The sequence below is a fragment of the Waltera acetigignens genome (assembly GCF_025567015.1).
Lineage (GTDB): Bacteria > Bacillota > Clostridia > Lachnospirales > Lachnospiraceae > Acetatifactor > Acetatifactor acetigignens.
In genome coordinates this window covers 19,572-44,035 of record NZ_JAOQJO010000007.1, presented here as the reverse complement: position 1 = coordinate 44,035, position 24,464 = coordinate 19,572, and the positions used below count along the sequence as shown (strand labels likewise).

At 43.4% G+C, this 24,464-nt stretch carries 22 protein-coding genes, 3 tRNA genes and 1 pseudogene; 23 read left to right on the top strand and 3 right to left on the bottom strand.

Annotated elements, in window-relative coordinates; all coding sequences use genetic code 11:
- Window positions 1-56: 56 nt before the first annotated feature.
- The gene (locus OCV96_RS08180; RefSeq protein WP_262594173.1) at window positions 57-1,103 is read right to left on the bottom strand and encodes a lysylphosphatidylglycerol synthase transmembrane domain-containing protein; all 1,047 of its coding nucleotides are present in this window, start codon (window positions 1,101-1,103) and stop codon (window positions 57-59) included.
- Window positions 1,104-1,340: 237 nt separating this feature from the next.
- Between OCV96_RS08180 and ftsH the strand changes: the two genes are divergently transcribed.
- The 8 genes and pseudogenes from ftsH to OCV96_RS08140 form a co-directional block, all read left to right on the top strand.
- Window positions 1,341-3,164 carry an ATP-dependent zinc metalloprotease FtsH gene (gene ftsH, locus OCV96_RS08175; RefSeq protein ID WP_227064643.1) on the top strand — a complete coding sequence of 608 codons (1,824 nt, stop codon included), beginning with the start codon at window positions 1,341-1,343 and terminating at the stop codon, window positions 3,162-3,164.
- 238 nt (window positions 3,165-3,402) lie between these two features.
- The gene (locus OCV96_RS08170) at window positions 3,403-5,643 is read left to right on the top strand and encodes an extracellular solute-binding protein (protein ID WP_262594172.1); all 2,241 of its coding nucleotides are present in this window, start codon (window positions 3,403-3,405) and stop codon (window positions 5,641-5,643) included.
- A gap of 139 nt (window positions 5,644-5,782) precedes the next feature.
- Complete coding sequence (locus OCV96_RS08165) at window positions 5,783-5,998, top strand: type II toxin-antitoxin system Phd/YefM family antitoxin (protein ID WP_022312100.1); 216 nt, start codon at window positions 5,783-5,785, stop codon at window positions 5,996-5,998.
- Entirely contained in the window at window positions 5,995-6,426 is a 432-nt protein-coding gene (locus OCV96_RS08160; protein WP_118504736.1) for a PIN domain-containing protein, read from the top strand. The genes OCV96_RS08165 and OCV96_RS08160 overlap by 4 nt, the downstream gene beginning before the upstream one ends.
- A gap of 199 nt (window positions 6,427-6,625) precedes the next feature.
- Window positions 6,626-7,081 (top strand): YaiI/YqxD family protein, encoded by a 456-nt coding sequence (locus tag OCV96_RS08155; protein ID WP_022312098.1) that lies wholly within the window; start codon window positions 6,626-6,628, stop codon window positions 7,079-7,081.
- The gene (locus OCV96_RS08150; RefSeq protein WP_227733461.1) at window positions 7,078-7,296 is read left to right on the top strand and encodes an aspartate dehydrogenase; all 219 of its coding nucleotides are present in this window, start codon (window positions 7,078-7,080) and stop codon (window positions 7,294-7,296) included. Before OCV96_RS08155 ends, OCV96_RS08150 begins: the two co-directional genes overlap by 4 nt.
- 24 nt (window positions 7,297-7,320) lie before the next feature.
- A complete protein-coding gene (locus OCV96_RS08145) occupies window positions 7,321-7,995 on the top strand; it encodes a hypothetical protein (protein WP_227733462.1) in 675 nt (224 codons plus the stop codon).
- A gap of 134 nt (window positions 7,996-8,129) precedes the next feature.
- Window positions 8,130-8,549 (top strand): annotated as a pseudogene (locus OCV96_RS08140) (UDP binding domain-containing protein); the annotation flags it as partial.
- Between the two features lie 353 nt (window positions 8,550-8,902).
- Here the strand turns inward: OCV96_RS08140 and OCV96_RS08135 are convergent.
- Entirely contained in the window at window positions 8,903-9,085 is a 183-nt protein-coding gene (locus tag OCV96_RS08135; protein ID WP_148708615.1) for a hypothetical protein, read from the bottom strand.
- 322 nt (window positions 9,086-9,407) lie between these two features.
- Here OCV96_RS08135 and OCV96_RS08130 point away from each other — a divergent pair, with 322 nt between their 5' ends.
- The 6 genes from OCV96_RS08130 to OCV96_RS08105 all read left to right on the top strand — a co-directional run bounded on the left by OCV96_RS08130 (window position 9,408) and on the right by OCV96_RS08105 (window position 16,061).
- Window positions 9,408-10,475 (top strand): LacI family DNA-binding transcriptional regulator, encoded by a 1,068-nt coding sequence (locus tag OCV96_RS08130; protein WP_262594171.1) that lies wholly within the window; start codon window positions 9,408-9,410, stop codon window positions 10,473-10,475.
- An 84-nt stretch (window positions 10,476-10,559) separates the two neighbouring features.
- Complete coding sequence (locus OCV96_RS08125; protein WP_172594771.1) at window positions 10,560-10,724, top strand: hypothetical protein; 165 nt, start codon at window positions 10,560-10,562, stop codon at window positions 10,722-10,724.
- On the top strand, window positions 10,721-12,925 hold the full coding sequence (locus OCV96_RS08120) for a DUF6259 domain-containing protein (protein WP_262594170.1): 2,205 nt from the start codon (window positions 10,721-10,723) through the stop codon (window positions 12,923-12,925). Before OCV96_RS08125 ends, OCV96_RS08120 begins: the two co-directional genes overlap by 4 nt.
- Window positions 12,926-12,928: 3 nt before the next feature.
- Window positions 12,929-13,816, top strand: coding sequence for a carbohydrate ABC transporter permease (locus tag OCV96_RS08115; protein WP_262594169.1), 888 nt, complete (start codon window positions 12,929-12,931; stop codon window positions 13,814-13,816).
- A 106-nt stretch (window positions 13,817-13,922) separates the two neighbouring features.
- Complete coding sequence (locus OCV96_RS08110; RefSeq protein WP_227733465.1) at window positions 13,923-14,630, top strand: carbohydrate ABC transporter permease; 708 nt, start codon at window positions 13,923-13,925, stop codon at window positions 14,628-14,630.
- A 27-nt stretch (window positions 14,631-14,657) separates the two neighbouring features.
- On the top strand, window positions 14,658-16,061 hold the full coding sequence (locus tag OCV96_RS08105) for an ABC transporter substrate-binding protein (protein WP_262594168.1): 1,404 nt from the start codon (window positions 14,658-14,660) through the stop codon (window positions 16,059-16,061).
- 671 nt (window positions 16,062-16,732) lie between these two features.
- On the opposite strand, the gene OCV96_RS08100 is transcribed toward OCV96_RS08105, so the two are convergent.
- Window positions 16,733-16,816 (bottom strand) — tRNA-Leu (locus OCV96_RS08100).
- A gap of 245 nt (window positions 16,817-17,061) precedes the next feature.
- Here OCV96_RS08100 and OCV96_RS08095 point away from each other — a divergent pair.
- The 9 genes from OCV96_RS08095 (at window position 17,062) to OCV96_RS08055 (ending at window position 24,446) form a co-directional block, all read left to right on the top strand.
- Window positions 17,062-17,451 (top strand): C-GCAxxG-C-C family protein, encoded by a 390-nt coding sequence (locus OCV96_RS08095; protein WP_227733467.1) that lies wholly within the window; start codon window positions 17,062-17,064, stop codon window positions 17,449-17,451.
- 32 nt (window positions 17,452-17,483) lie between these two features.
- Entirely contained in the window at window positions 17,484-17,636 is a 153-nt protein-coding gene (locus tag OCV96_RS08090) for a hypothetical protein (protein ID WP_191835476.1), read from the top strand.
- A 20-nt stretch (window positions 17,637-17,656) separates the two neighbouring features.
- The gene (locus OCV96_RS08085) at window positions 17,657-18,229 is read left to right on the top strand and encodes a TetR/AcrR family transcriptional regulator C-terminal domain-containing protein (RefSeq protein ID WP_227733468.1); all 573 of its coding nucleotides are present in this window, start codon (window positions 17,657-17,659) and stop codon (window positions 18,227-18,229) included.
- Window positions 18,230-18,400: 171 nt separating this feature from the next.
- On the top strand, window positions 18,401-19,546 hold the full coding sequence (gene fucO, locus OCV96_RS08080) for a lactaldehyde reductase (RefSeq protein ID WP_227733469.1): 1,146 nt from the start codon (window positions 18,401-18,403) through the stop codon (window positions 19,544-19,546).
- A 284-nt stretch (window positions 19,547-19,830) separates the two neighbouring features.
- A complete protein-coding gene (locus tag OCV96_RS08075; RefSeq protein ID WP_262594164.1) occupies window positions 19,831-21,645 on the top strand; it encodes a bifunctional homocysteine S-methyltransferase/methylenetetrahydrofolate reductase in 1,815 nt (604 codons plus the stop codon).
- Between the two features lie 127 nt (window positions 21,646-21,772).
- Complete coding sequence (locus OCV96_RS08070; protein ID WP_262594163.1) at window positions 21,773-22,543, top strand: flagellar filament capping protein FliD; 771 nt, start codon at window positions 21,773-21,775, stop codon at window positions 22,541-22,543.
- 259 nt (window positions 22,544-22,802) lie between these two features.
- A tRNA-Leu gene (locus tag OCV96_RS08065) sits at window positions 22,803-22,886 on the top strand.
- Window positions 22,887-22,965: 79 nt separating this feature from the next.
- A tRNA-Leu gene (locus OCV96_RS08060) sits at window positions 22,966-23,049 on the top strand.
- Window positions 23,050-23,129: 80 nt separating this feature from the next.
- Window positions 23,130-24,446 carry an alcohol acetyltransferase gene (locus OCV96_RS08055; protein ID WP_262594162.1) on the top strand — a complete coding sequence of 439 codons (1,317 nt, stop codon included), beginning with the start codon at window positions 23,130-23,132 and terminating at the stop codon, window positions 24,444-24,446.
- Window positions 24,447-24,464 lie beyond the last annotated feature (18 nt).

Sequence of the window (24,464 nt, the reverse complement as noted above, 5' to 3'; positions counted from 1 at the left end):
ACGACACAGAATACTGTGTAGTGGCTTGTTTTGTGTGGAGATTTTAGGAAAGCATATTAGTCTGCCGTTCTCTTTTTCCTGTGCAGAGAAATAATCCTCTCCCCCAGTACAAAGAACGCACCGATCGCACAAGGTAACAGCATGGTGGCGAAACGGTAGAGAAGCACGGCAGACAGGGCTTTGGCCTCCGGCAGGAGACGTCGGAACAGCAATGTAAAGACAGCTTCTACGGATCCGATCCCCGCCGGGGTGGGGATGACACCCGCCAGCGACTGGCTGAGAGAGGTCAGAGCAAAACATTGCAGGAAAGAAAAAGGCAGATCGCCGTATTCTCCCCCAAGAGAATTGCAGAACACGATCCAGGGGATGATATACCAGGTAGTGAACTTTAATACATTACACAGGAACAGGTGAAGCAGCAATATTGGATCCTGTAACAGAGACCGGCTTTCCGCCTGTAGCAGGGCAAGCTTATGCCCGGCACCGGTGAGTTTTTCCTCCCAGGAGGGATGCTTTGCACGGAACCGGTTGGCCAGCAGATTACAGGCAGTCTGCATCCAGGGTACGGTAGCGACAGCTAACAGAACTCCTGCAATCACACAGACTCCTGCAAATCCCAGCAGGATATAACATTGATAATCGGCAAATGAAGCATGAATAAATCCATAGGTTGCCAAAAACAATAGCAGACTATAGACTGCCATAGAGACCTTGTGGACAATATATTGGAAAAAGTACATGCTGGTGGCATTGGGAACCGGGATACCGGCTTTGTTCAGGTAATAGATTCCTGCGATGCCGGAACCGCTGCCCAGAGTGGCTGTCTTATAGAAAGAGCAGTAGAAAGCATTACAGAATCCCTTCAGGCGGGGATATTCCGGGTGCGTTTTATGCACGATCAGCCAGGTGATGTGCCCTTCAAAGATATGGTAGAGGATCACGGTCAGGAACAGGGACATGACCACTTGCGGGGAGACATTGGCAAGCTCCGTCAGCATATCTCCCATGGAATCCCGGAAGCTGTAATACAGGATACCTAATAACAGACAGACAAACAGAAGCTTTCCTGCGAATTTTAATCTCTTTTTGGTAGTATCCGACACAGACGTTTCCTCCTTTTTGAACCTTTTGGCAAGTAAAAATCTATTTTGATTGTCTCTCTTTTGCCTGAAAATGGAAAGAAACAGATTTTGAAAAACGTAGTCTTTTCACCGCATAAGTTTATCTTTTTTTTAGAATAAGGTAAGAGAATATCCATTGATTGTCTGATGAAAAGTGGCTATGATTGATTTATTACAACAGATTTGGACAATAATACAGGAATGAGAAAGGGAAAATGTATGCAGGAAGTCAAACAACCAAACAAAAAACCGTTCATATTCTATTATATGATTGCATTGATCGTGATTATCCTGATCAACAGTCTTCTGGTACCTCAGATCGTACAGAGGGCAGTGAAGGAAGTGGATTACAACACTTTTATGCAGATGACTTATGATAAACAGATCGATGAGGTACAGGTCCAGGACAATCAGATTGTATTCACGGCAAAAGATGACAAGACCATCTACAAGACCGGTCTGATGGATGATCCGGACAGAACGCAGAGACTGTATGACAGCGGGGCAAAATTCTCCAGTGAGATCGTGGAGGAAGCATCGCCGATTTTAAGCTTCCTGATCAGCTGGCTGCTGCCTTTGATCATCATTATTGGCTTCGGACAATTGATGTACCGCCAGATGGCGAAAAAGGCCGGCGGCGATTCCATGATGTTCGGCATGGGAGGCATGGGCAAGAGCAATGCGAAGGTCTATGTGAAGTCTTCCAACGGTATCAAGTTCACCGATGTGGCAGGAGAGGACGAGGCGAAGGAAAATCTGACAGAGATCGTGGAATACCTGCATGATCCCGACAAATACAAAGAGATCGGTGCTTCCATGCCGAAGGGTATCCTCTTAGTAGGCCCTCCCGGAACCGGTAAGACGATGTTAGCCAAGGCAGTAGCCGGAGAAGCCAATGTTCCCTTTTTCTCCATGTCCGGTTCGGAATTCGTGGAGATGTTCGTGGGTATGGGTGCGTCCAAGGTCAGAGACCTGTTCAAACAGGCGAAGGAAAAGGCTCCCTGTATCGTATTTATCGATGAGATTGATGCCATCGGTAAAAAGCGTGACGGACAGGTGGGCGGTAACGATGAGAGAGAACAGACACTGAACCAGCTGTTAACAGAGATGGATGGATTCGAAGGCAACAACGGTGTCATCATTTTGGCAGCCACCAACCGTCCGGAGAGTCTGGATCCTGCACTGCTACGTCCCGGTCGTTTTGACAGACGTGTGCCGGTAGAGCTTCCCGACCTGAAAGGAAGAGAAGAAATCCTGAAAGTGCATGCCCGTAAGATCAAAGTCGCAGATAATGTGGACTTCAACAAGATCGCCCGTATGGCTTCCGGAGCCTCCGGTGCGGAGCTTGCCAATATCGTCAATGAAGCAGCTCTTCGGGCAGTCAGAGATGGACGTAAGTTCGCAACCCAGGCAGACTTAGAAGAGAGTATTGAAGTAGTCATTGCCGGTTATCAGAAAAAGAATGCCATCCTTACAGATAAGGAAAAGCGGATCGTGGCATACCATGAGATCGGACACGCACTGGTAGCAGCGAAGCAGACCAATTCCGCACCGGTGCAGAAGATCACCATTGTGCCCCGTACCTCCGGTGCACTGGGTTATACCATGCAGGTGGAAGAGGAAGGCAATCATTATCTGATGAGCAAGGAAGAGATGGAGAACAAGATCGCTACATTGACCGGTGGACGTGCCGCGGAAGAGATTGCTTTCGGTTCTGTGACCACAGGAGCTTCCAACGATATCGAGCAGGCAACCAAGCTTGCCAGAGGCATGATCACCCGCTACGGTATGAGCAAGGATTTTGACATGGTAGCCATGGAGACCGTGACGAACCAGTATCTGGGTGGAGATTCCTCCCTGACCTGTTCCATGGAGACCCAGACTGCCATCGACAGAGAAGTTGTGGAGCTGGTGAAAAAACAGCATGAGAAGGCAGGACAGATCCTGTTGGAAAATCGTGCTAAACTGGATGAACTGTCCCAGTACTTATATGAAAAAGAGACCATTACCGGAGAAGAATTTATGAAGATATTGAATTCCTAAAAGGGTTTCCGGAGAAGACGGAATCGGCGTTTGTGCCGGTTCCGTTTTTGTGTGAGCAAATTAAGCAAATCTTAAAGAGGTGCTAATGGCATCTTAAACCATGCCTACTGTTATCTTAAAAAAGAAACCGTTATACTTTTCCTGTAAGAAAAAGCTGTGGAATGGCACAGCAGAATGGGAGAAAGACATAGGGATTAAGATGCGAAACAGAATTTATTGGAATAACAGTAACAATAACATGCAAAAAGGAATCGCACTGGCAACCTGTATGGCGATCGTCATGGGACTGTTCACCGGGTGTGGGAATAAGAACGATCAGCAGATCGCAGCGTCACCTGATGAAGTGCAGAAAGGACGATATGTAGAGACGGAACTCTCACTTCCGGAGGAATGGAAGGACAAAAATATCAGCCAGATCTTCCGTTCAGGTGATGAATTACATTTTCTTGTGGCAGGAGGCGCAGAAGGTCAGGTCTCTTTAGGGGAATGGATGCTGGGCGAAGGGGATACTTTGACGGAAGTGACGAAGGACTGGCTGAAGGCGCTTCCCGAGGGAAAGGGTCTGGAGAGCAGTGACAGTTTTACACTGCTGCAGGATGCGGAGGGGAATCAGTACCTGTACGGCAACTGTTACCGGGATGAGGAGAGCTCTTCCGCACATCTGTGGAAGGAAGCGGACGGTAATGCGCTGGATATTACACCACAGAAGTGGCTGGAGCCTATGGATATGGATGGCTATCGGTTCTATGATGCGCCGCAGTATGTGACACTGACAGAGGACGGATTGTTAGTGGGACTGTCTTATTTTTCCCTGGATGTTGTATTGGCACAGGACGGAAGCATGGTGAGCAGCCAGGAGAGCGACAGCCTGATCGATAGCGGAACTCTGGCGGATAATAAGTGGGTCAGCGCTGTGGGAGACACGTTGTATCTGGCACAGGCAGATGAACAGGGCTCTGTGAACGGATTGTTACAGATGCAGCTGGATGGAAATAACGGGGCAAAAGCTAAGGGAGTGATTCCCTTTTCCCAGGACAGCTATAGCTCTGCTTATTTCAGTGTACTGGAGGACGGCACAGTCTATGCGGCGGATGCAGACGGATTCTTCCGCTGCGACGTGGGCGATACCAACTGGCAGAAGCTATTAGAAGGAATCGATACTAGCTTTTCCATGTCGGATCAGTGGTGCCGGGATATTGTGGCACTGTCGGACGGCAGTGTATACGCGTGGTTTGGAAGTGAGAGCGGGGACAAAATAATGATTTATAGATATGATCCCGATGCGGTGATAGAGGTGACCGAAGAACTGACGCTGTATACCGTGGAGGAGAGCTTCTTTTTACAGCAGGCTGCGGTGCAGTATCATAAGCAGCATCCGGAGGTACTGATCCATGTGGATGCGGCAATCTCCATGACGGATAAATACAGCGGAAATGCGGATTATCAGCAGATCTATCAGGATCTGAACACTTCCCTGACCTCCGGCAACGGACCGGATCTCATGGTGATGGATCATCTGAAACTGGACACGTATGCCTCTAAGGGCTTGTTGCTTAATCTGCAGGAGATATTGCAGCCCATGGAAGAGGACGGAACCCTGCTTTCCAACATTACAACAGCGTATCAAGAGGCGGATGGAAGACGGTATGCGGTGCCGCTGCAATTCGGATTATTGTTAGCTGTCGGCAGGGATGTGCAGCCGAAGGAAATGAGCAGCATGGACGCTATTGCAAAGGCGGTATCCGGAAAGGCGGAGAGTTATATGGGAGACCGTACCTGCGGCGAACTGGTGGAAGCGTTCTATCCGTTGATCGTGGATGATATTTTACAGAACCGTCAGGTGAATCGTGATACCTTACGTGCCTGGCTGGAAGATTTGAAGAAGATTGCGGATAACTGCGGTATCCTGCCTTCCAGAAAAGAAGGCCGTGCAGCGAATATCTGGGATCTGGGATCTGATGTGAAGCTGGTACTTCAGGAGACTGACGGCTTTAATCAGGCAATGACACCCTATGCTGTGGCAGAACTGTTAAATGCCAATGTGGTATCCGTGGAAAATGCATTTTATCCGAAGATGGTCATTGGAATCAACAGCCGGAGTGAACACGTGGAGATCGCAAAGGATTTCCTGCGGTTTGCTCTGTCCGAAGAATTGCAGAGCGTGGATACCTATGAGGGATTTCCTGTCAATGCAAAAGCGTTGGAGATGCAGGCTGCAGCAGACCGCAGCATGGCGGAAGCCTATACCACCTATGATATCGACGGCAGCACCGCAGAGTTCGCCATCAAAGCCTACTCTGAGGAGACCGCGAACCATCTGATGGAGCTGTGCAAGGCAGCCACCCTGTGCCTTAAGGAAGACACTCAGATCGAGACTTCCCTGACCGAGAGCTTACAGGCATACCTAAACGGGCAGGCGAGTGTGGAGGAAGCCATGGATGCGGTGGAAGGAAGCCTGAAGATGTATCTGGCGGAGTAGCGCTCCGACCAGCATTCAATAGTCGATTTTCGAACGATTTTATTGATAAAATCGTTCGATTTGTGTATAATATAATTGAAAAGAGAGATTCTCTTTATGAGACGATAAATAGTTATTCTTCAAGAAAGGTGATGATGATATGTCCATTACTGCAACTGAATTAAAAATTAATCTTGGCAAATATCTTATGCTTGCAGAAACAGAGGATATTTATATTACTCGTAACGGAAAAGTTGTTGCAAAATTGTCTAATCCATATCAGGATAGAGTAGATGTTGCTAAATCATTGTTTGGCGTTCTTTCAAATGATATGACTCTGGAAGAAGCACGGGAAGAAAGGTTGAATACGATATGAGAGTTTTAGTTGATACTTGTGTTATCATCGATGCATTACAGTCTCGTGCTCCATTTTCAGAAGTAGCGCAAAAACTCTTTATATATTCTGCAAATAAGCAATTTGAGGGTTATATTACAGCAAAGTCAGTTACAGATATCTATTATCTGACACACCGTTTAACACATAACGACGTAGAAACACGAAAGATTTTGAGCAAGCTTTTTACTTTATTTCATTTGTTGGATACCACTTCTTTAGATTGCCGGAAAGCAATATCTTCTGAAATTGGTGATTATGAAGATGCTATTATGGTGGAAACAGCAATTCGTTCAGAAATGGATTGTATAGTAACCAGAAATGTAAAAGATTATATGAAATCTTCTGTTAAGGTGTGTGAACCTTCTGCATTATTAAAGCTATTAGAGGAAGAAAACGAAACTGAATAAAAACAAGAAGTGAATTGTTCAAAATGGATAATTTTTGATATGGATTGAAAAATAGCCTTATTCTGAACCGACCTCCTATCGTTAGACTTAAAATCTAACGATAGGAGGTCGGTTTTTTTATGGCTAAATATACACTTGTAAACGTCTGATAAAGTTACTATAATTTCAATTACAGAAAAAGGTGATGGAGAACTTACTTATGCAGATTTATGTGGATGCAGATGCCTGTCCGGTGGTGGACATAGTGGAAAAGATTGCAAAGAAATATCAGATTTCGGTGACACTTCTGTGCGATACCAATCATATACTGACTTCCGGTTACAGCGAGGTGGTGGTCGTGGGAGCCGGGGCGGATGCTGTGGATTATAAGCTGATCAGTCTCTGCCGCAGGGGAGACATCGTGGTAACTCAGGACTATGGCGTGGCAGCCATGACGCTGGGCAAGAGTGCCTACGCCATCCACCAGTCCGGTAAATGGTACACGGATGAGAACATCGACCAGATGCTCATGGAACGACATCTGAATAAAAAGGCAAGAAGAGCTTCTCATAAAAATCATTTAAAAGGTCCGAAGAAGCGGACAGAAGAGGATGACGAAAGATTTGCACAATCCTTTGAACGGATGGTAAAAGCAGCACTGGAGGAAGAGAAATGAGACTTTTTCCAAAGAGAACCGAAAAGAAGACTTACGACAGAAGCAATCAAAAACCTGTTATCAAAGCCAGCATCTGCAACGGTGAACAGGTGGCAGGATTTAAGGATATTCGCACGGGAAAATTTGAAGAGGTCATGCTGATCCGCCGGGCGGAAGACCTTGAGACATTTAAGATAATGTATGGGATTGAGGGAGAGATTGCAAAAGAATATTGATTTTAACAAAGCGAGAAATAGACTATGAAAAGAAAAATTATTTTAGCGCTGATGACAATATGTACTTTATCTTTTGTTTCCTGCGGAAAACAGGAAGCTACAGCGACAACAGAATCCATCCCCAATGCCGTTGAATCTGCACAAGTAGAACTTACAGAAACAACCACGGAGACAATAGAAAGCACTGAGGTAGTAGAAAATAACACAAGTGAAGCAGAAGCGAAAGACGAATCAACAGAGGCAGAAAAGACCACAGAAGTAACCAACATAGAAGAAGCAGAGCCACTTTCAGAAAAAGACCTTGCATTTAGTTTTTTGGGATATGATACATATAATGAATATGTAGAGGCGGGAAATGATGAGGCTGCATACATGCTTGCCGATAATGCAAACATGATAGTATCAGGTGAATTTACAGATGATGGTAATGTAATAGAAAGTACAGTAAGAGGCATCAAACTTGGAGACAGTATAGACAAAGTAATTGAATTATATGGAGATACAAAGCAGCGTTCCGCAGATATTAAAGATGTATTCTCACATGATGGGTTAAAGGACTCCGGAGCATATAATTATTTCTTAAAAATTGATTCAACCAAAGACTACTTTTATGCATTTAGATTTAGAGTAGATCAAAATAATAATATAATTGCAGTTGTAATAGAACCTATTTCAATGAAGTATTGGTCAGAAGATTGAACTTAACTGAAAATGCTGAAGAGCCGACACAGATCCTTGGTAGATTATTCACAGAGAGAAGGCAGCTTGAAAGAGTCTCACCCTAATATCATTATTTTTACAAATGAAAAAAGCTCAGGAACACCCTATGATATGTACCCCAGAACATGATATCAGCAATTGTAGAATCTAATCGGACGAGAAAAGATTTTATTGCTGATCAGGTACTTTCTATGGCAGGATATTATGACTATTATAATAAAGGTGACTACAGTAAAGATGAAGAAAAAACATGTATAATAGGTGTATTCCGCCTGACCATGAAGAGCAAATCCGATAACTTCCGCCAGAGCAGCATCCTGGGCGTGATGAAGCGGATCAAGGCGAAAGGAGCTACGGTGATTGTCTACGAGCCTACTCTGGAGGACGGCAGTACGTTCTTCGGCAGCAAGGTGGTCAATGACCTTGCGAAGTTCAAGGAGATGAGCCAGTCCATCATTGCCAACCGGTATGACAGCTGTCTGGACGATGTAAAGGAGAAGGTATATACAAGAGATCTTTTCGGTCGTGATTAATGATATGAGATTGAGATATATGGAGAGACTATATATACTCATAGTTTTTTTGTTCCTTTACTCCAATGGGCCTTTTATAACAGCAGAGGGTAACATACCCCTCTGCATTTGTGTATAATATTTCCGGGATTATAAATATCAGGCACGCGCCGCCTGGAGGCCCATAATCATTGCAGCCTTACTGTCAATATCTTTTTTCGGTATAACATATATTTTAGGTCTAAGATATATATTTCCGTACACTTGTGCTGTACTGCGTATTCTTTTAATGGCAGTCTATATATCAGGTCATCATAGATTATACTGCCATCTCTGTCTGTGATTTTTATGCGATGAAAAGTCGCCATCATAAGCTAATCCTCAACCATTTTTATAAAAGATAATCTGCCGCAGAACTCGGACATATACTTCGGCGGATTCTTTTGTTCTTTATGGCGCCTCTCCATTTTCCGTAAGTGGGGGAGTAACACTTCTGTAATACCGTTAAGACCGGTTCTTTCCAATAAATTTTCTAATGATTCTTTTGATATTTCCATTATACTGTTCTCCTTTTCTCTGAGTATTTTTCTGTATAGTCCTGGACATCGTTGCCTCTTTCTCCTTACCGGAGAGCTGTACACAGGAGTCACTGAAGCTGCAGTAAATGACAAATTCAGCAATAGTTTTCCTGGCGCTTCGTATTTGATTCAGGAAAAGAACGGAATAATCTTTAAATTCCTTTTTTATGCATAAATACATATGGTCGCGCGACCACATTTTTCCGTATTGTATATTATTATTTATTGTCTTAAACTGAAAATTAATTAAAGGACATATAAATGGCAGATTTAAAGTACATAATATTGCGAGGTCCGGTAAATGAAAAATGTTACGAGAAAAGACATTGCAGAAAAACTTGGAGTATCAGTATCTGTTGTTTCAAGAGTAATAAATAATAGTGGATATGTAAGTAAAGAAAAAAGAGAAAAAGTATTAAAGGCGGCAAAAGAAATGGGATATGTACAGAATCCTGTTGCAATGGCCCTTCAGCAAAACAAAACAAAGCAGTTACTTTTTTTCTGCGAAGATCTTACTTCTACATACTACAATCAAATGTATCATGGCATGGTAAGAGCCGCCAAGGAAAGAGGATATCATGTATTGACGGTAATGGATGAAAATGATTTTGAAATGGTAAAAGAAACAATAACGGATGGAATTTTGTTTCCAAATGAAATGGTAGCGGAAGCCTATGCAGCTTCGGTGGGGAGAAATTATAATCTTCCGGCTGTGACAGCATGTTTTAATCCGGGCATGTCGTTTTCAAAAGCAATGCCGGCTGTGACGATTGATAATGAAGAGGTGATTAATAAAGCCATAGATTATTTGATCGGATTGGGACATAAAAAAATAGGTATGACATTGCCATTCAGTTATGGTTATGTAGATTTGCGTTTTAGATACTGGGAAGAGCGGATGAAACAGGAGATTGGCATAGGATATGAAAAATACATTATAGATGTACAGGACCGGGTAAAGAGGAGAAGCAATACGAAAGGAATAAAGATTCCATGTCCTCAGGAATCAGGGGATTTCCTCTGCTATGATTGGTTTTATATTGGAAAGGAAGTGGCTGAATTTTATGTCTCTATGAGATATAAGCCTACAGTAATTTTATGTTTTAATGACGATATTGCATTCGGCACTATTGAATATTTGAAAAAACTTGGAATTCGGGTTCCTGATGATGTATCCGTAATGGGAATAGACGGTTTGTTTACGCGCGATAAATATACACCTAAGTTAACTACGGTAAATATGTATCCGGAACTTCAGGGCGCGAAGTGTGCAGAAATCCTGATTGATATTCTAAATGGTTTTAAATATAAGTATATATATAAATTTAAAGTTTCAATTTTAGAAGGTGAAAGTGTTAAAAAGCTTTAGTGCAGAGAATCAGGAGAAATACGTTTAGCAATAAAAAGCGATAAGAAGTGGTATAGATTTTTATATACAGATAAGGCAGGGGGGATGTTTGAATTGGGAAAAGGTCTGGTAGCCGGACTTGCTACGGAAGGCACAAGAACGATGACATTTACGGGAACTTATCTGGCAATGTTTGCGGAAAGAGGAAGGGGATATTTTAAAGAGCTGAATGTAAAGGTTAGCGATGCGGATAAGGAGGATGACAGATGATATTAGAAAACATACATTGTCTGCTTCAGTTTGATGATAGAGGAAACCTTTTGGCTTTAGTTAGTAAAAGCTCGGGCAGAAATTATATTGTGAAAGATGGATGTAGTTTATTCCGTCTGACTATGACAGAAATAATAGAAAACCGTGTTATGCCGGGAACACTGGCCCTGACCGGTGATATGGCAGAGCAGATTGACTTTATACAGCAAAGTCAGTGTTTGGAGATTGATTATAGAAATTTGGACGGTATGCCAGTAACGGTAAAATGTACAATAGGATTTATGGATGAAGAAATTCACTGGAATATATTAATAGAGAATAAGACAAGGTTCGCTGTCAGTGAAATAGAATATCCGGTGCTTCTGTTTAAACCGTATTTAGGATTAAATGCGGAAAGCGAGAGAATCTTACTGCCTAAGATGGACGGTATCCTTCTAGGCAACCCGGAGTTACATCCATGGGAAGACACTAACGCCGAAATAGTTGCGGAAAGATACTGGTATCCGGGAGAAGGAAAACAAAAACCGAATAATTTGGCAGTGCAGATGACCGCTTATTACGATGAAAAGGAAGGAATTTTAATTTATGCGGCAGATACGGATGGATATCCTAAAAAAATGGGCCCAATTTATTATAAAAATAAATTTATAGATCTGAGTCCGGTGCATCTTAGACCGGAAATTCCGAAAATGGATTTTTCATTAGAATATACGATTGTTACCAGGTTTTTTAAAGGCGACTGGAAGCAGGCAGCCCAAATCTATAAGAAATTTGCGGAAACCGCACCCTGGTGTAATAAAACTATTTCAGAGCGTGAAGATATCCCGGACTGGATAAAAAAAGGGGCATTCTTCTTGAGCTTTCGCCTGAGGTACCAGAACAAAGGAGAGGCTTATCTGGATTATGTACCTGATTATATCGAAAAATGGAAAAAGATATTGGACATTCCGATTGTTGCAATGATGTGTGGCTGGGAAAAAATAGGTGAATGGGCCGGTCCTGATTATTTTCCTCCTTTTGGAGGAGAAAGACGATTTCGGAATATGTGTGGCAGACTTATGAGAAACGGGGAGATTCCATTTACTTTCGGCTTATCGGGTTTAAAGATCCTTATAAGACGACATAGAACAAAATCAAAAGATCAGCCTCAATTGGCATTAGACTATGATGGAAGAGAAATATTTGAACAGCAGTATCGTGAATCAGCGGCGTTAGATATTAACGGAGTTCCTATTGTAGACTCTAATATTGACGAATGGGATGGGGTGCATGCATATGCCTGCCCTGCTACAGAACAGGCAAAAAGCCAGATTTACGGAGCGTCAATCCGGATGTTAAAAGAATATGGTGTTATTATGCAGCAGGCGGATCAGGTTTTAGGAGGGGGCACTTCCGAATGTTACAATTTCGGGCATGGACATCCACCGGGCAGAGGCATCTGGCAGATAGAAAGTCTTAAAAAAATATATGATGAGACTCGAAAAGACGCAAAGAAAATTTCTAAAGATTTTGCACTGTCACAGGAGTGGATTTCAGAACCATTTATTCAGTATCTGGATATTTACCATTGCCGAAATTATGATAAACCTCAGGGTGGTCTGGAAAGTATACCACTGTTTTCATATTTATATCATAAATATATTCCTTGTTATGCGGGGGATTGGACATCATTGCTTCCTGATAATAAAACCGGCGTATATTTCCATGGATGGAATTTTATCTGTGGTAATCTTCCGGCAGGATCCCCCCTGAATATGTTGGGGGAAATAAAAAATCATGAACCAGAAGAGGCAGATCCTAAAATAATGGAGATGGCATGCAATGTTTGTGCAGCGTTAAAAAATGCGACGTCCTATCTTATATATGGGGAGATGCTCCCCACAGAAGAACTGCCTGTACCCGGAATGGACATTTATATTCAGGGATTAGATTTTGGTTTTAAAAGGAAAAGCATAACGGTACCTTCTGTACTCAGTATGTTTTGGAAGAATCCGGCAGGTAAAATAGCCTGCGCGTTGGCAAACGTGTCAGATGAGACAAAGATTGTAGATATACCGGTAGATTCATATATGAAACATATACAAAAAGTTTTCGTGGAAATAAACGGATATGAAAAAAGATACTGGAGGAATATAGTCAAAGGAAAAGTCAGATTGAAAATGCCAGCCAGATCGGCAGCTGTTGTTAGAGAGGAAAGTTAGAGTATGGATAGGATGTTGCGTAACAGGAAAGCAATAGTGTTTTTTGTAGCTCCCGCATTTGTTTTATTTACAGTTGTTTTGCTTATTCCGATTCTGCAGATGCTGTATTATTCTCTATGTGATTATAACGCATTAAAAGAGCCGGTATTTATAGGTCTGGATAATTTTAAAACCCTTTTATTTGAGGACAAAACAATGAGGATGGCTTTAAAGAATTCCTTGTTTTTCATGATATTTTCTGCCGTCACACAACAGATAATAGGAGTGCTTCTGGCTGTTATGCTGACCAATATCAGACGAGGAAGAAACTTTTTTAGGAATGTAATATATCTCCCTACGGTTTTATCATCAGCCGCACTGGGGTTGTTGTGGGCATTCATTTTTAATCCGAAATTTGGACTCAATTATCTGTTGGATAAGTTGGGAATACAGGGACCTTTATGGCTGATGGAATCAGACGGTTTTATTGTTCTTCCTATGATCGTGATTGCTTTTGTAGCACTTTGGCAATATGTGGGACAGAATATGATGTTATATATGGCTCAGATTATGGGCATTTCTAAGGATTTGTATGAAGCGGCACGAATAGATGGTGCGTCAGATGCGAAAACATTTCGTTTTATTACATTACCCTTGATAAAACCAATGTTTATAACATCGTTATCATTAAATTGTATTGGTTCCCTCAAATTTTTTGATCTGGTCTATAACATGACTCAAGGCGGACCTAGCAACAGGACCCAGGTTCTTGCAACACATTTATATGAACAAGGATTCATTTATTTTAAATATGGTTATTCCAGCGCTATAGCTGTAGTTTTGCTGGTACTTTGTTTAATAGTGTCGTTGATAATACGGAAGGGCATAAGGGTGGAAAATTATGAAATGTAAACCGAAGAAAATAATTATATATATCATTCTGATAATCTTAACGTTAATATATATACTGCCGTTTCTTTGGATGATTAATGTATCGTTGAAGACGAATCAGGAATTAATGACAAATCCATTCAGTATGCCGGAAGTTCTGCAGTTGGGAAATTATATCTATGCATGGGTCAATGGAAATTTGGGGATAGCTATGCTTAACTCATTTATTGTCTGTTCAGTATCATTGATATTGAGTTTGACGATTGGATCTATGGCGGCTTTTGCCATTGCAAGAATGAAATGGAAACTTTCAGAATGGACTTTGAGTTATTTTCTGTTTGGGATGATGATACCTGTGCATTGTGTACTTATTCCTTTATTTGTTCAGTTTTCAAAATTGGGGCTGACAGATTCATTGATCGGGTTAATTATTCCATATACGGTATTTGCATTGCCGATGGTAATTTTTTTAATGACAGGTTTTTTTAAATCTTTACAGAATGAAATTTTTGAAGCTGCCTGTATAGATGGATGCAGTATTTATTCCTGTTTTTTTAAAATTGCTGCACCTCTTACCAAAACTGGATTTTCAGTAGCGGGAATGATGATTTTTGTTTCAAGTTGGAATGAACTTTTAATGGCACTTGTATTTATATCTGATGTAAATAAAAAGACTTTACCGGTGACCCTGACATATTTTGTAGGACCTTATGCTGTTAATTATGTACAAATGTTTGCTGCAATTATTATTGCTTTGGCGCCGACAATAATAGTTTATCTTATTTTCAGCAATCAAATAGTAGAAGGTTTGACTACGGGGGCCGTTAAAGGATAAAACAATTAGCAGAAGGGAGAAAATGAAATGATGAGAAAAAAATTAGTGTCAGTGTTAACCATTAGTGTTATATGTGTATCTATGTTACTGGGATGCAGTGTTTCAACGGATACAGGTGATGCTTCCCTTAATGAAGGAAATACTTCCAATGAAGGAAATACTTCCAATGAAGGAAATACTTCCAATGAAGGAAATACTTCCAATGAAGAATCATCTGGCGATGCTACAGAAATATCATGGATTTTTTATGATGACCTAAATGTATCAGAAGATCTTGTAACAAAAGGCTATAAGGATGTGATTGAACGGTTTAATGAAGATTATGCGGGAAAGTATCATGTAAATGTTATTAGTACTCCGAGGGAAGAGTATGATACAAAACTTAACGCATTAATTGCATCGGGAAATATCCCTGAATTATTTACCTGTCATCCCGGACCGCTTATGGAACAATATGTAGACGCAGGCGTTGCCGCTGATCTCACTGAGATACTTCAGAAAGATAATCCGGACTGGTATAAATCATTTAAAGACGGTATTTTTGATAAATTGACGTATGATGAAAAAATTATGGCAATACCGACTAATTTTTCGGCAGCACTTGTCTTTTATAATACACAGATATTTGAAGAGGTTGGTGTAACACCTCCGGAAACATATGACGAGTGGCTTGAAGTATGTGAAAAGATACAGGATGCCGGATATACGCCTATAGCTTGTTCTGCAAAAGACCCATGGTGTATCTCTTTGCTTGCAGGTTACCTTTGCGACAGAGAGGATGGACCGGATAATCTGCAGGGCGTTTCTGAAGGCACATTAGACTGGACAAGTGAATCATATATTAATGCCGGAAATAAACTTATAGAACTCTCTCAATATTTTCAGCCGACAGCAGCCGGAGATTCCAACGATCAGGCAAATGCGGAATTTACTTCAGGAAAGGCAGCTATGTTAGTTCAGGGATCTTGGGTGATCGGTGAAATTAATGGGCGTGTGCCTGAGATTGAAGAGGTATGCGGGGCTTTCCGGTTCCCGGCTATTGAGGGAGGAGCCGATCCTGATAGAATGATGGTTAAAACAGATAATATCATGCTAAGTTCTAAAGCTGAAGGTGACAAAAAAGAGGCGGCAATTGAATTATTGAAATATTTCACAGATGAAACGGCACAGAAATATGTGGCGGAAGAAGCGGGGAAAATACCGACTACAAATGTAGAAGTTGATACTGCTGTGGCACCAAAACAGTATAATTATGTAGAAGAGGTTTTGGATAATACAACAGCTACATTCGGATTTTATAATGAATCTCTGGCCACAACGGAAGCAGGAGATATATTTGATGATGCTATTGTAGAAATTTATTTACAAAATGCAACTCCTCAGGAGGCTTTTCAGGAACTCCAGGATTATTATGAAAAAAATGTGTGGTAACGGGAAAATAAGATGGACAGAAGAGAAGCAGATGCACAGGCAAAAGAAATTGTCAAAAAATGACAATTGAAGAGAAAATATCACAATTAAAATTCTTAACTTCCGATGAGGGTTAGTACTCAATCGAATAAAAGACTTTGAAAAGCCTGGAAAATCAACGTTTTTATTGATTTTCCAGGCTATCTTTAGCATAATTATTGAGTAGGTATCGGCACCCGTAACGACGGCAAACCTTACAGCAACTCCGAAGACAACAACGGCTTCGAATAGTAGCGGGAAAACAGGTAGCATACATTCAAAATATGTGTTTTGTCATAAAAATGGGGAGTGGATAAAAACCGATGCCTATGAAACTTGTCTTAGACGCTTAATGTCTGGGGTGGGGTATGATGTGACAAACAACCATTCTTTCTGTATGAGCTTAAACAGCAATGTTTTTATTGGCAAATATGGGTTACCTGTTACAGAGAGAGCAAGATTGTTAGGACATTCAGTAGGGACAAATTTAAGATATTATAGCTTCGCTGGAAAGGACAGCTTGGACGATATTTGTGCAATACTGAATGGAGAGATTGAGGTCTCACCTGGGTCTCACCAAAATATCATTACTTTTACAAATGAAAAAAACTCAAGAACCGCATATTCTCGAGCTTTTTAGAACAAAAGACGAATGCGGAAGATGGGACTTGAACCCACACGGTATTGCTACCACAAGATCCTTAGTCTTGCTCGTCTGCCAATTCCGACACTTCCGCATAGCGACACAAAATAATTACTATCTCGCATCACGCAAGAATGATAATAACATCTTCCCACGGCAATGTCAACATGATTTTGAAATTTGTAGGAATTATTTATACACTTAGAACAGTTTGGGAGAAATGTAAAGATAGAAAATTATGACGATGGCGTCTTAGATTTATTTCTGATATAATACATAACAGAAAATACACTACAGATGATTATTGGAAAAATATAAACAGAAGAAGGAACAACAGTTATGGAATCAAGAGTAGAAAAAGCGGCAGAAAGAAAAATGTGTGGCTACAATTGTGCGCAGGCAGTGGCGTGCACGTATTGTGATCTGGCGGGAATTGATGAAGAGACGGCTAGGAATCTTACCCAGGGCTTTGCGGTAGGAATCGGCGGCAGCATGGAAGCTACCTGCGGAGCTGTCATCGGAGCGGTCAATGTACTGGGACTGATCAATAAAAATCCGCAGAAGACCATGCAAGGGTCCAGAAGGATAATTCAGAGCTTCAAGGAGCAGAACGGAACCGTGATCTGTAAGGAATTAAAAGGTATCAACGATGGCATTGTAAAGAGAGAATGCATCGACTGCGTCAGAGATGCAGCGGCTTTACTGGAAGCAGAATTACCGGAAATGTAATCAGATCATACAACAGACAGGAGGAAAATAATATGAAGAGAGTATTTCTGGCAACAGTATTATGTGTTGTCAATGCCGTAGGATTATGTGCCTGCCAGGGACACAATAACGGAGCATCCACACAGAATATGCAGGAGCGGGATTTCGCGGATATGACGGAAGGTTATGCCCGCCGAAACCGGTAGTACCGTAGAGGTGTGACAGCATGAGTACGAAGGAAACTTCAGCGGATAAAACTAAATACCGTCTGGCGGAAGCGGCGAAAAAGTGTATGGCTTCGTCCGGCACCGATGCCATGACAGTGACGCAGATCGTGCAGACCTGCGGCGTGACGAGGCAGACCTTTTACCGGAATTTTCAGGACAAATATGATCTGATCAACTGGTATTTCGACAAGCTCTTACTGGAATCTTTTGCACAGATGGGGGATGGGCTTACCGTATACGAAGGTTTAACCAGAAAGTTTGAATTTATTCAGAAGGAGAGGGTCTTTTTCGCAGGAGCATTCCGCTCGGACGATCATAATTCCCTGAGGGAACATGACTACGAACTGATCCTGGATTTTTATACACAGCTGATCAGGCGTAAGACTGGCAGACAGCCCGAAGAGAATATTTTATTCCCACTGCGGCTCTATTGCAGAGGTTCCATTGATATGACCGTGGAATGGATCTTCGCTCCGAAGGAGAAAACCCCGGAGCAGATGGCGGCGCTGTTGGTAAGTGCATTTCCGGCACCGGTGACAGAATTATTTCAGCAGTTAGGCGTATTACGTTGAGGAAAAATGACCAAAAACATTTGTGAAAAATTAACAAAAGCAACGGACGAAATATGAAATTTCTGTAAAAAGTGACAGTCGGGGCAAACTGTCACTTTCTTTATTCGATGTTTACAGTTAGAATAAAATTATCAATAAGATCGTTTTTATGTCGAAAGGAGATTATGTATCATGGCAAACAGAATTATGCTCAACCAGACATCTTATCACGGTGCAGGAGCAATCGCAGAAATCGTAACCGAAGCAAAGGCTCATGCTTTTCAGAAAGCATTCGTATGTTCCGATCCCGACCTGATCAAGTTCGGTGTGACCGGAAAAGTAACCGGACTGCTTGACAAGGAAGGTCTTGCTTATGAAGTTTATTCCGATATTAAGGCTAATCCTACTATTGACAATGTGAAAAACGGTGTGGCTGCTTTCAAGGCATCCGGTGCAGATTATATCATCGCCATCGGTGGTGGTTCTTCCATGGATACCTCCAAAGCCATCGGTATCATCATTGCCAACCCTGAATTCGAAGATGTACGCAGCCTGGAAGGCGTAGCACCTACCAAGAAGCCCTGCGTACCCATCATCGCAGTGCCCACCACAGCAGGTACCGCAGCAGAGGTTACCATCAACTACGTTATCACTGATGTAGAGCGCAAGCGTAAGTTCGTATGCGTAGATCCTCATGATATGCCTATTATCGCTGTGGTAGATCCCGAGATGATGTCTTCTATGCCTAAGGGTCTGACTGCTTCCACCGGTATGGATGCACTGACCCATGCAATCGAAGGTTACACCACCAAGGCAGCCTGGGAGATGACCGATATGTTCCATCTGAAAGCCATCGAGATCATTTCCAAGTCCCTGCGCGGTGCGGTAGCCAACACTAAGGAAGGTCGTGAAGGCATGGCTCTGGGTCAGTACATTGCCGGTATGGGCTTCTCCAATGTAGGTCTCGGTATCGCTCATTCCATGGCACATACCCTGGGTGCTGTCTATGATACCCCTCATGGTGTTGCCTGTGCAATGATGCTTCCTATCGTTATGGAATACAATGCTGACTGCACCGGTGAAAAGTATCGTGAGATTGCCCGTGCTATGGGTGTGGAAGGTGTAGATCAGATGGATCAGGCCGCCTACCGTAAGGCTGCAGTTGACGCAGTTCGTAAGCTGTCTGAGGATGTTGGTATTCCTTCCAAGCTGGAAGCACTGAAGGAAGAGGATCTTCCTTTCCTGGCTGAGTCCGCACATGCAGATGCCTGCGCACCCGGCAACCCTAAGGATGCAAGCATCGAGGATTTGACCGCATTGTTCCGCAAGTTAATGTAATCATTAAATTTGCTACTGTTTTTCCGAAAAAGAATATGGTATGCTGTAACTATTCAGAGCCATGCAAATCATGTCAAATGTACGTCAAATGCTTGCATTCGTAAGAACATTTGACATGATTTATATGGCGAAGTAACCATATGAGCAAAAAGTAAGCTCTGAAAGAGCGGTTTTGCGAATGTGGTTCTGAATAGTTACGGAAGCTGATCAACGAGCAGGCTTGCGGAAGCAGACCTGCTCGTTTTGACAGAGGAGAGTTGTGAAAAGACGAAAAGGATATGATCATGAATAATACAAAACATACCAAAGAACAGATCCGTGAAAGAATCCAACAGAAAAAGATTCTGTTTGACGGAGCTTTCGGCACTTATTACGGAGGAAAATACGACACGAGGCAGCTGCCGGAGCTGGCGAATCTGGAGGCTCCGGAGCGGGTAAAGGAGATCCACAGAGAGTATCTGGAAGCAGGAGCACAGATTTTACGAACCAATACCTTTGCTGCTAACAGCTTCTGCATGGATATACCCCGGGAACAGATCGGAGAGACACTGCGCAGTGGGCTTCGACTGGCAAGGGAAGCAGTGGCAGAGTGGAGAGAGACCACCGGAGAGACGAAAGAGATCTACATAGCGGCGGACATTGGCCAGATTCCAGGGGAGGCCATGGCACAGAAAGATGCTTTAAGCAGAGAATATGAAGAAATTTGTAATATTTTTCTGGAAGAGGGAGCGGACTTTTTTGTCTTTGAAACATTTTCCGAGATGGAAGAGCTCCTGCCTGCGATCAAAATGATCGGGGAACAGGCATTTATTACGGTACAATTCTCTGTAAACCAGTTCGGTTACAGCAATGCAGGTTTAAGTGCCAGAAAGCTGTTGCAGAGAGCGGGAGCGATAAAAGAGATCGATGCCGTGGGATTTAACTGCGGCGTGGGACCTTCTCATATGCACCGGATCCTGCAGACACTTTATAAGCCTGCAGATAAATTCCTCACAGCCCTTCCCAATGCCGGTTACCCGCAGATGGTCACCGGACGCATGATCTTCACCGGGGATAACAGAGAATATTTTGTAGACAGAATGCAGCAGATGATAGCTCTTGGTGTGGATATGGCAGGCGGCTGCTGCGGTACGACACCGGAATATATCGCGGAGCTTGCCGGAAAGCTGGATCTGACCCAGTACCCACAGGCAAAAAAAGACACAGAACCGGAGAAACAGCAGGCACCGAAGGAAGACCGTTCTTTTTATCATACCAAAGAGGCGGAGGGCAGGAACCGAAAGCTGATCGCCGTGGAACTGGCACCTCCCATGGGAATCGATGACGAAAAACTGATGGATGCGGCACATCTGCTACAGAAGAGCGGAGTGGATGTGCTGACTTTCCCGGATTCTCCTTCGGGACGTACCAGAGCAGATTCCATTCTCATGGCGGAGAAGGTGGCAAGAGAGACCGGTATGTGTGTCATGCCCCATATCTGCTGCCGGGATAAAAATGCCATTGCCATGCGTTCCCAGCTGCTGGGAGCCTATATCAATGGTATTCAGAATTTCCTGGTGATCACGGGAGACCCCATTCCTTCCATGGTGCGGACCACGGTGAAGAGTGTGTTCAACTTTGATTCTGTGGGACTGATGCAGATTCTGGCGGATATGAACGAGGAGCAGTTCACGCAGGCTCCGGCCAACTACGGCGGAGCCATCAATCAGAGCAGGCGTAATCTTGAGGTGGAGATCGGCAGAGTGAAGAAGAAAATGGCGGCGGGAGCCACCTTTTTTCTGACACAGCCCATTTCCACACAGGAGAGTGCCGACAGAGTGCGCCGGATCAAGGAGGAGACCGGAGCAAGGATTCTCTGCGGGATCATGCCTTTCGTGAGTCTTAAAAATGCCACCTTTATGAAGAACGAGATGGCAGGCATCGACGTGACGGACGAAGTACTGGCAAGATACCGGGCGGACATGACCAGAGAAGAGGGAGAGCAGGCCGGTGTGCAGCTGGCAAAGGAAGTGATCGTCATGACGGAGGATTTTGCGGACGGCTATTATTTCTCCTTTCCCTTCAACCGGGTGACCATGCTGGAAAAAATACTCAATTAATGGGATTTTTTTAAAAAACAGTTAACAAACCTTGGAAAAATCCGAAATAAGTAGTATACTGTAACTGATATAAAAGGACTAATGGCTGAAAGGCCGATTCAAAACAGTTGACACGGAGGTGACTGTGATGAGTATTAATATTCAGGCAAAGACCAATTATTCATTTCTGTTTTCCGGACTGAGTTCCTCTGCATCCAATGCGCTAAGCGGCAACTGGCTGGCAGATTATGCAAGTATTAAGAACGGCAGCTATGCCAAGCTGATGAAGGCTTATTACGGCAAGGAGAACAACGCATCCAAAACCGCAGCTTCCGACATAACGAAGAAAGACACCACGACGGAGACCGCGAAGAAAGCACTGGCCAAGGTAGAGACCACCACTGATGCTTTGAAGGAATCCGCAGATACATTACTGGCTACCGGTAAAAATGATCTGTTCGCACAAAAGGATATCACCACCAAGGATGAGAATGGTATAGAGACCACGACCAAGGGCTATGATACCAGTGCCATCTACAATGCGGTGAACAGCTTTGTGAAGAATTACAACAGCGTGATGGCTGCTGTGGATGATGTGAGCGATACCACAGTGAACAACCGCACGGAATCTCTGGGGAATACTACCATTGCCAACAGTAAGCAGCTGGCGAAGATCGGTATCACTATGAAAAATGACGGCACCCTGTCTCTGGACAAGGATACCTTTATGAAAGCGGATATGAATACTGTGAAGAACCTGTTCCAGGGGAACGGTTCCTATGGTTATCGTGTATCTGCACAGAGTTCCATGATCAATTTTGCAGCAGACCATGCTTCCACCAGAAGCAGTCTGTACACCGGAACAGCAGGATATACCGGCACTTACAATGCAGGCAATCTGTTCAGTTCCTACATGTAAATGTAAAATAATTGGTAACTATTCAGAGCCATGCAAAACTGTGTTCTGCGAATGCTTGCATTCAGGCAGATAAGCAGTTTTACATGGCGAAGTAACCTCATGAGCAAAAAGGAAGCCTCGTAGAGGCGATTTTGCGAATGGGGTCTGAATAGTTACAAGGCCGAAGAACGCAGAAATCGTAATTATTTTGCATACAGTTTAAATAATTCGAAAAATAGTGTTGACATTTGGAGCCGGTTGTTGTAATATACATTTGTTCGCAGAAATGGCGGAATTGGCAGACGCGCACGGTTCAGGTCCGTGTGGTAGTGATACCATGAGGGTTCAAGTCCCTCTTTCTGCATCACTTTTTCAAGTAACTTAAGGTAATTTGAAAAAAGTGTTGACATTTTTAATTAAATACTGTAAGATATATCTTGTTCGCAGAAATGGCGGAATTGGCAGACGCGCACGGTTCAGGTCCGTGTGGTAGTGATACCATGAGGGTTCAAGTCCCTCTTTCTGCATCACATGGCGGTGACCGAAAGGTTGCCGCCTTTGTCGTTTCTGAAAAATATAATACAAAACCGAGAAAGGGGTGAAAACCGTGGCAATTAATAGAAGAGACAAAACGAAGACAGACAGGGCATCGAAAGTACACAAGGACTGGTACAAACTGGATCTGTCGGCCATCGTATACCCGACCTTACAGAGAAGAGATTTTTCTTCCGTTTATCGTTTGTCCGTTCTTTTAAAGGAGGAGATCGATCCCGAGATGCTGCAGCGGGCGGTGAATCTGACAATGCCTCGTTTTCCGACGTATAAGGCGGCTATCCGCAAGGGTGTCTTCTGGAGATACCTGGAGCCCAATGACCGCCCCGGCCCATTTGTGCAGGAGGACGTGAAAAATCCCTGTCAGCCCATGTATTTCAAGGCCAATAACCGGTATCTGGTAAGAATCTATTATTACCGGAACCGGATCGCCCTGGAGGCTCATCACAGTCTGGGAGACGGTACCGGAGGCATGTGCGTATTGCAGACTCTGACGGCCACTTATCTGCGCCTGAAGGGGCATACGGAGATCGAAAACGGCGGTTTTGTGCTGGATATTTTAGAGACACCGGATCCGGTAGAACTGGAAGATGCCTACATGAAATATGCCAATGCCAAGGTGTGCCCGCCCAGACCGGGGGAGAAGACTTACCGTGTCCGGGGAACCAAGGAGCCCTTTTATACCCTGAACATCATAGACGGTATTATGTCGGTGGCAGAGGTCATGAAGGTGGCAAAAAGCTATAATGCCACCATTACGGAATATCTCAATGCGGTTCTGCTCTATGCACTGATGCAGAAGCAGGAGAGTGAGTGGCATTTAAAATTACGTCCGGTAAAGATTGCCATGCCGGTGAATCTGCGGCGCTTTTTCCCATCGAAGACTCTGCGGAATTTTATCACCATGATCTATCCGGGGATTGACCCAAGACTGGGAGAATACACTTTTGAAGAGATCGTGACCCAGGTGCACAATTACATGCGGTATTATCTGAATGAAAAGCTGTTGCGGGGCGATATCACCACCAACGCAGAGACCCAGAGAAACCCGTTTATCCGTGTGGTACCGCTGTTTATCAAGGATCTGGTGGTCCGCCAGTTCTATACGAAGATCCAGGACAAAAACTCTTCGGCGGGACTGACCAACATGGGAGCTTTGAAAGTGCCGGAGACCATGAAGCCCTATATCGAACGTTTTGATATCTATATGGGACAGCCGTTCTCTACGAGAACCAACTGTGCCATTGCCAGCTTTGAAGATATTCTGACCATCAATTTTGCCAGCAGTATTGCGGAAACGGATGTGGAACGACTGTTTTTCCGCAAGCTGGTACAGGACGGTATTCATGTGAAGATCGAGAGTAACCGGTAGATACTCCGGTTAGAAAGG

Excerpts from the sequence above, each read along its gene's own strand:
- OCV96_RS08165 (WP_022312100.1), top strand. The coding sequence starts at position 5,783 with ATGTCCATTACTGCAACTGAATTAAAAATTAATCTTGGCAAATATCTT.
- OCV96_RS08160 (WP_118504736.1), top strand. The coding sequence starts at position 5,995 with ATGAGAGTTTTAGTTGATACTTGTGTTATCATCGATGCATTACAGTCT.
- ftsH (WP_227064643.1), top strand. The coding sequence starts at position 1,341 with ATGCAGGAAGTCAAACAACCAAACAAAAAACCGTTCATATTCTATTAT.
- OCV96_RS08170 (WP_262594172.1), top strand. The coding sequence starts at position 3,403 with ATGCAAAAAGGAATCGCACTGGCAACCTGTATGGCGATCGTCATGGGA.
- OCV96_RS08105 (WP_262594168.1), top strand. The coding sequence starts at position 14,658 with ATGATGAGAAAAAAATTAGTGTCAGTGTTAACCATTAGTGTTATATGT.
- OCV96_RS08095 (WP_227733467.1), top strand. The coding sequence starts at position 17,062 with ATGGAATCAAGAGTAGAAAAAGCGGCAGAAAGAAAAATGTGTGGCTAC.
- OCV96_RS08120 (WP_262594170.1), top strand. The coding sequence starts at position 10,721 with ATGATATTAGAAAACATACATTGTCTGCTTCAGTTTGATGATAGAGGA.
- OCV96_RS08150 (WP_227733461.1), top strand. The coding sequence starts at position 7,078 with ATGAGACTTTTTCCAAAGAGAACCGAAAAGAAGACTTACGACAGAAGC.
- OCV96_RS08115 (WP_262594169.1), top strand. The coding sequence starts at position 12,929 with ATGGATAGGATGTTGCGTAACAGGAAAGCAATAGTGTTTTTTGTAGCT.
- OCV96_RS08145 (WP_227733462.1), top strand. The coding sequence starts at position 7,321 with ATGAAAAGAAAAATTATTTTAGCGCTGATGACAATATGTACTTTATCT.
- OCV96_RS08155 (WP_022312098.1), top strand. The coding sequence starts at position 6,626 with ATGCAGATTTATGTGGATGCAGATGCCTGTCCGGTGGTGGACATAGTG.
- fucO (WP_227733469.1), top strand. The coding sequence starts at position 18,401 with ATGGCAAACAGAATTATGCTCAACCAGACATCTTATCACGGTGCAGGA.
- OCV96_RS08090 (WP_191835476.1), top strand. The coding sequence starts at position 17,484 with ATGAAGAGAGTATTTCTGGCAACAGTATTATGTGTTGTCAATGCCGTA.
- OCV96_RS08125 (WP_172594771.1), top strand. The coding sequence starts at position 10,560 with ATGTTTGAATTGGGAAAAGGTCTGGTAGCCGGACTTGCTACGGAAGGC.
- OCV96_RS08075 (WP_262594164.1), top strand. The coding sequence starts at position 19,831 with ATGAATAATACAAAACATACCAAAGAACAGATCCGTGAAAGAATCCAA.
- OCV96_RS08130 (WP_262594171.1), top strand. The coding sequence starts at position 9,408 with ATGAAAAATGTTACGAGAAAAGACATTGCAGAAAAACTTGGAGTATCA.
- OCV96_RS08110 (WP_227733465.1), top strand. The coding sequence starts at position 13,923 with ATGACAAATCCATTCAGTATGCCGGAAGTTCTGCAGTTGGGAAATTAT.
- OCV96_RS08135 (WP_148708615.1), bottom strand. The coding sequence starts at position 9,085 with ATGGAAATATCAAAAGAATCATTAGAAAATTTATTGGAAAGAACCGGT.
- OCV96_RS08085 (WP_227733468.1), top strand. The coding sequence starts at position 17,657 with ATGAGTACGAAGGAAACTTCAGCGGATAAAACTAAATACCGTCTGGCG.
- OCV96_RS08070 (WP_262594163.1), top strand. The coding sequence starts at position 21,773 with ATGAGTATTAATATTCAGGCAAAGACCAATTATTCATTTCTGTTTTCC.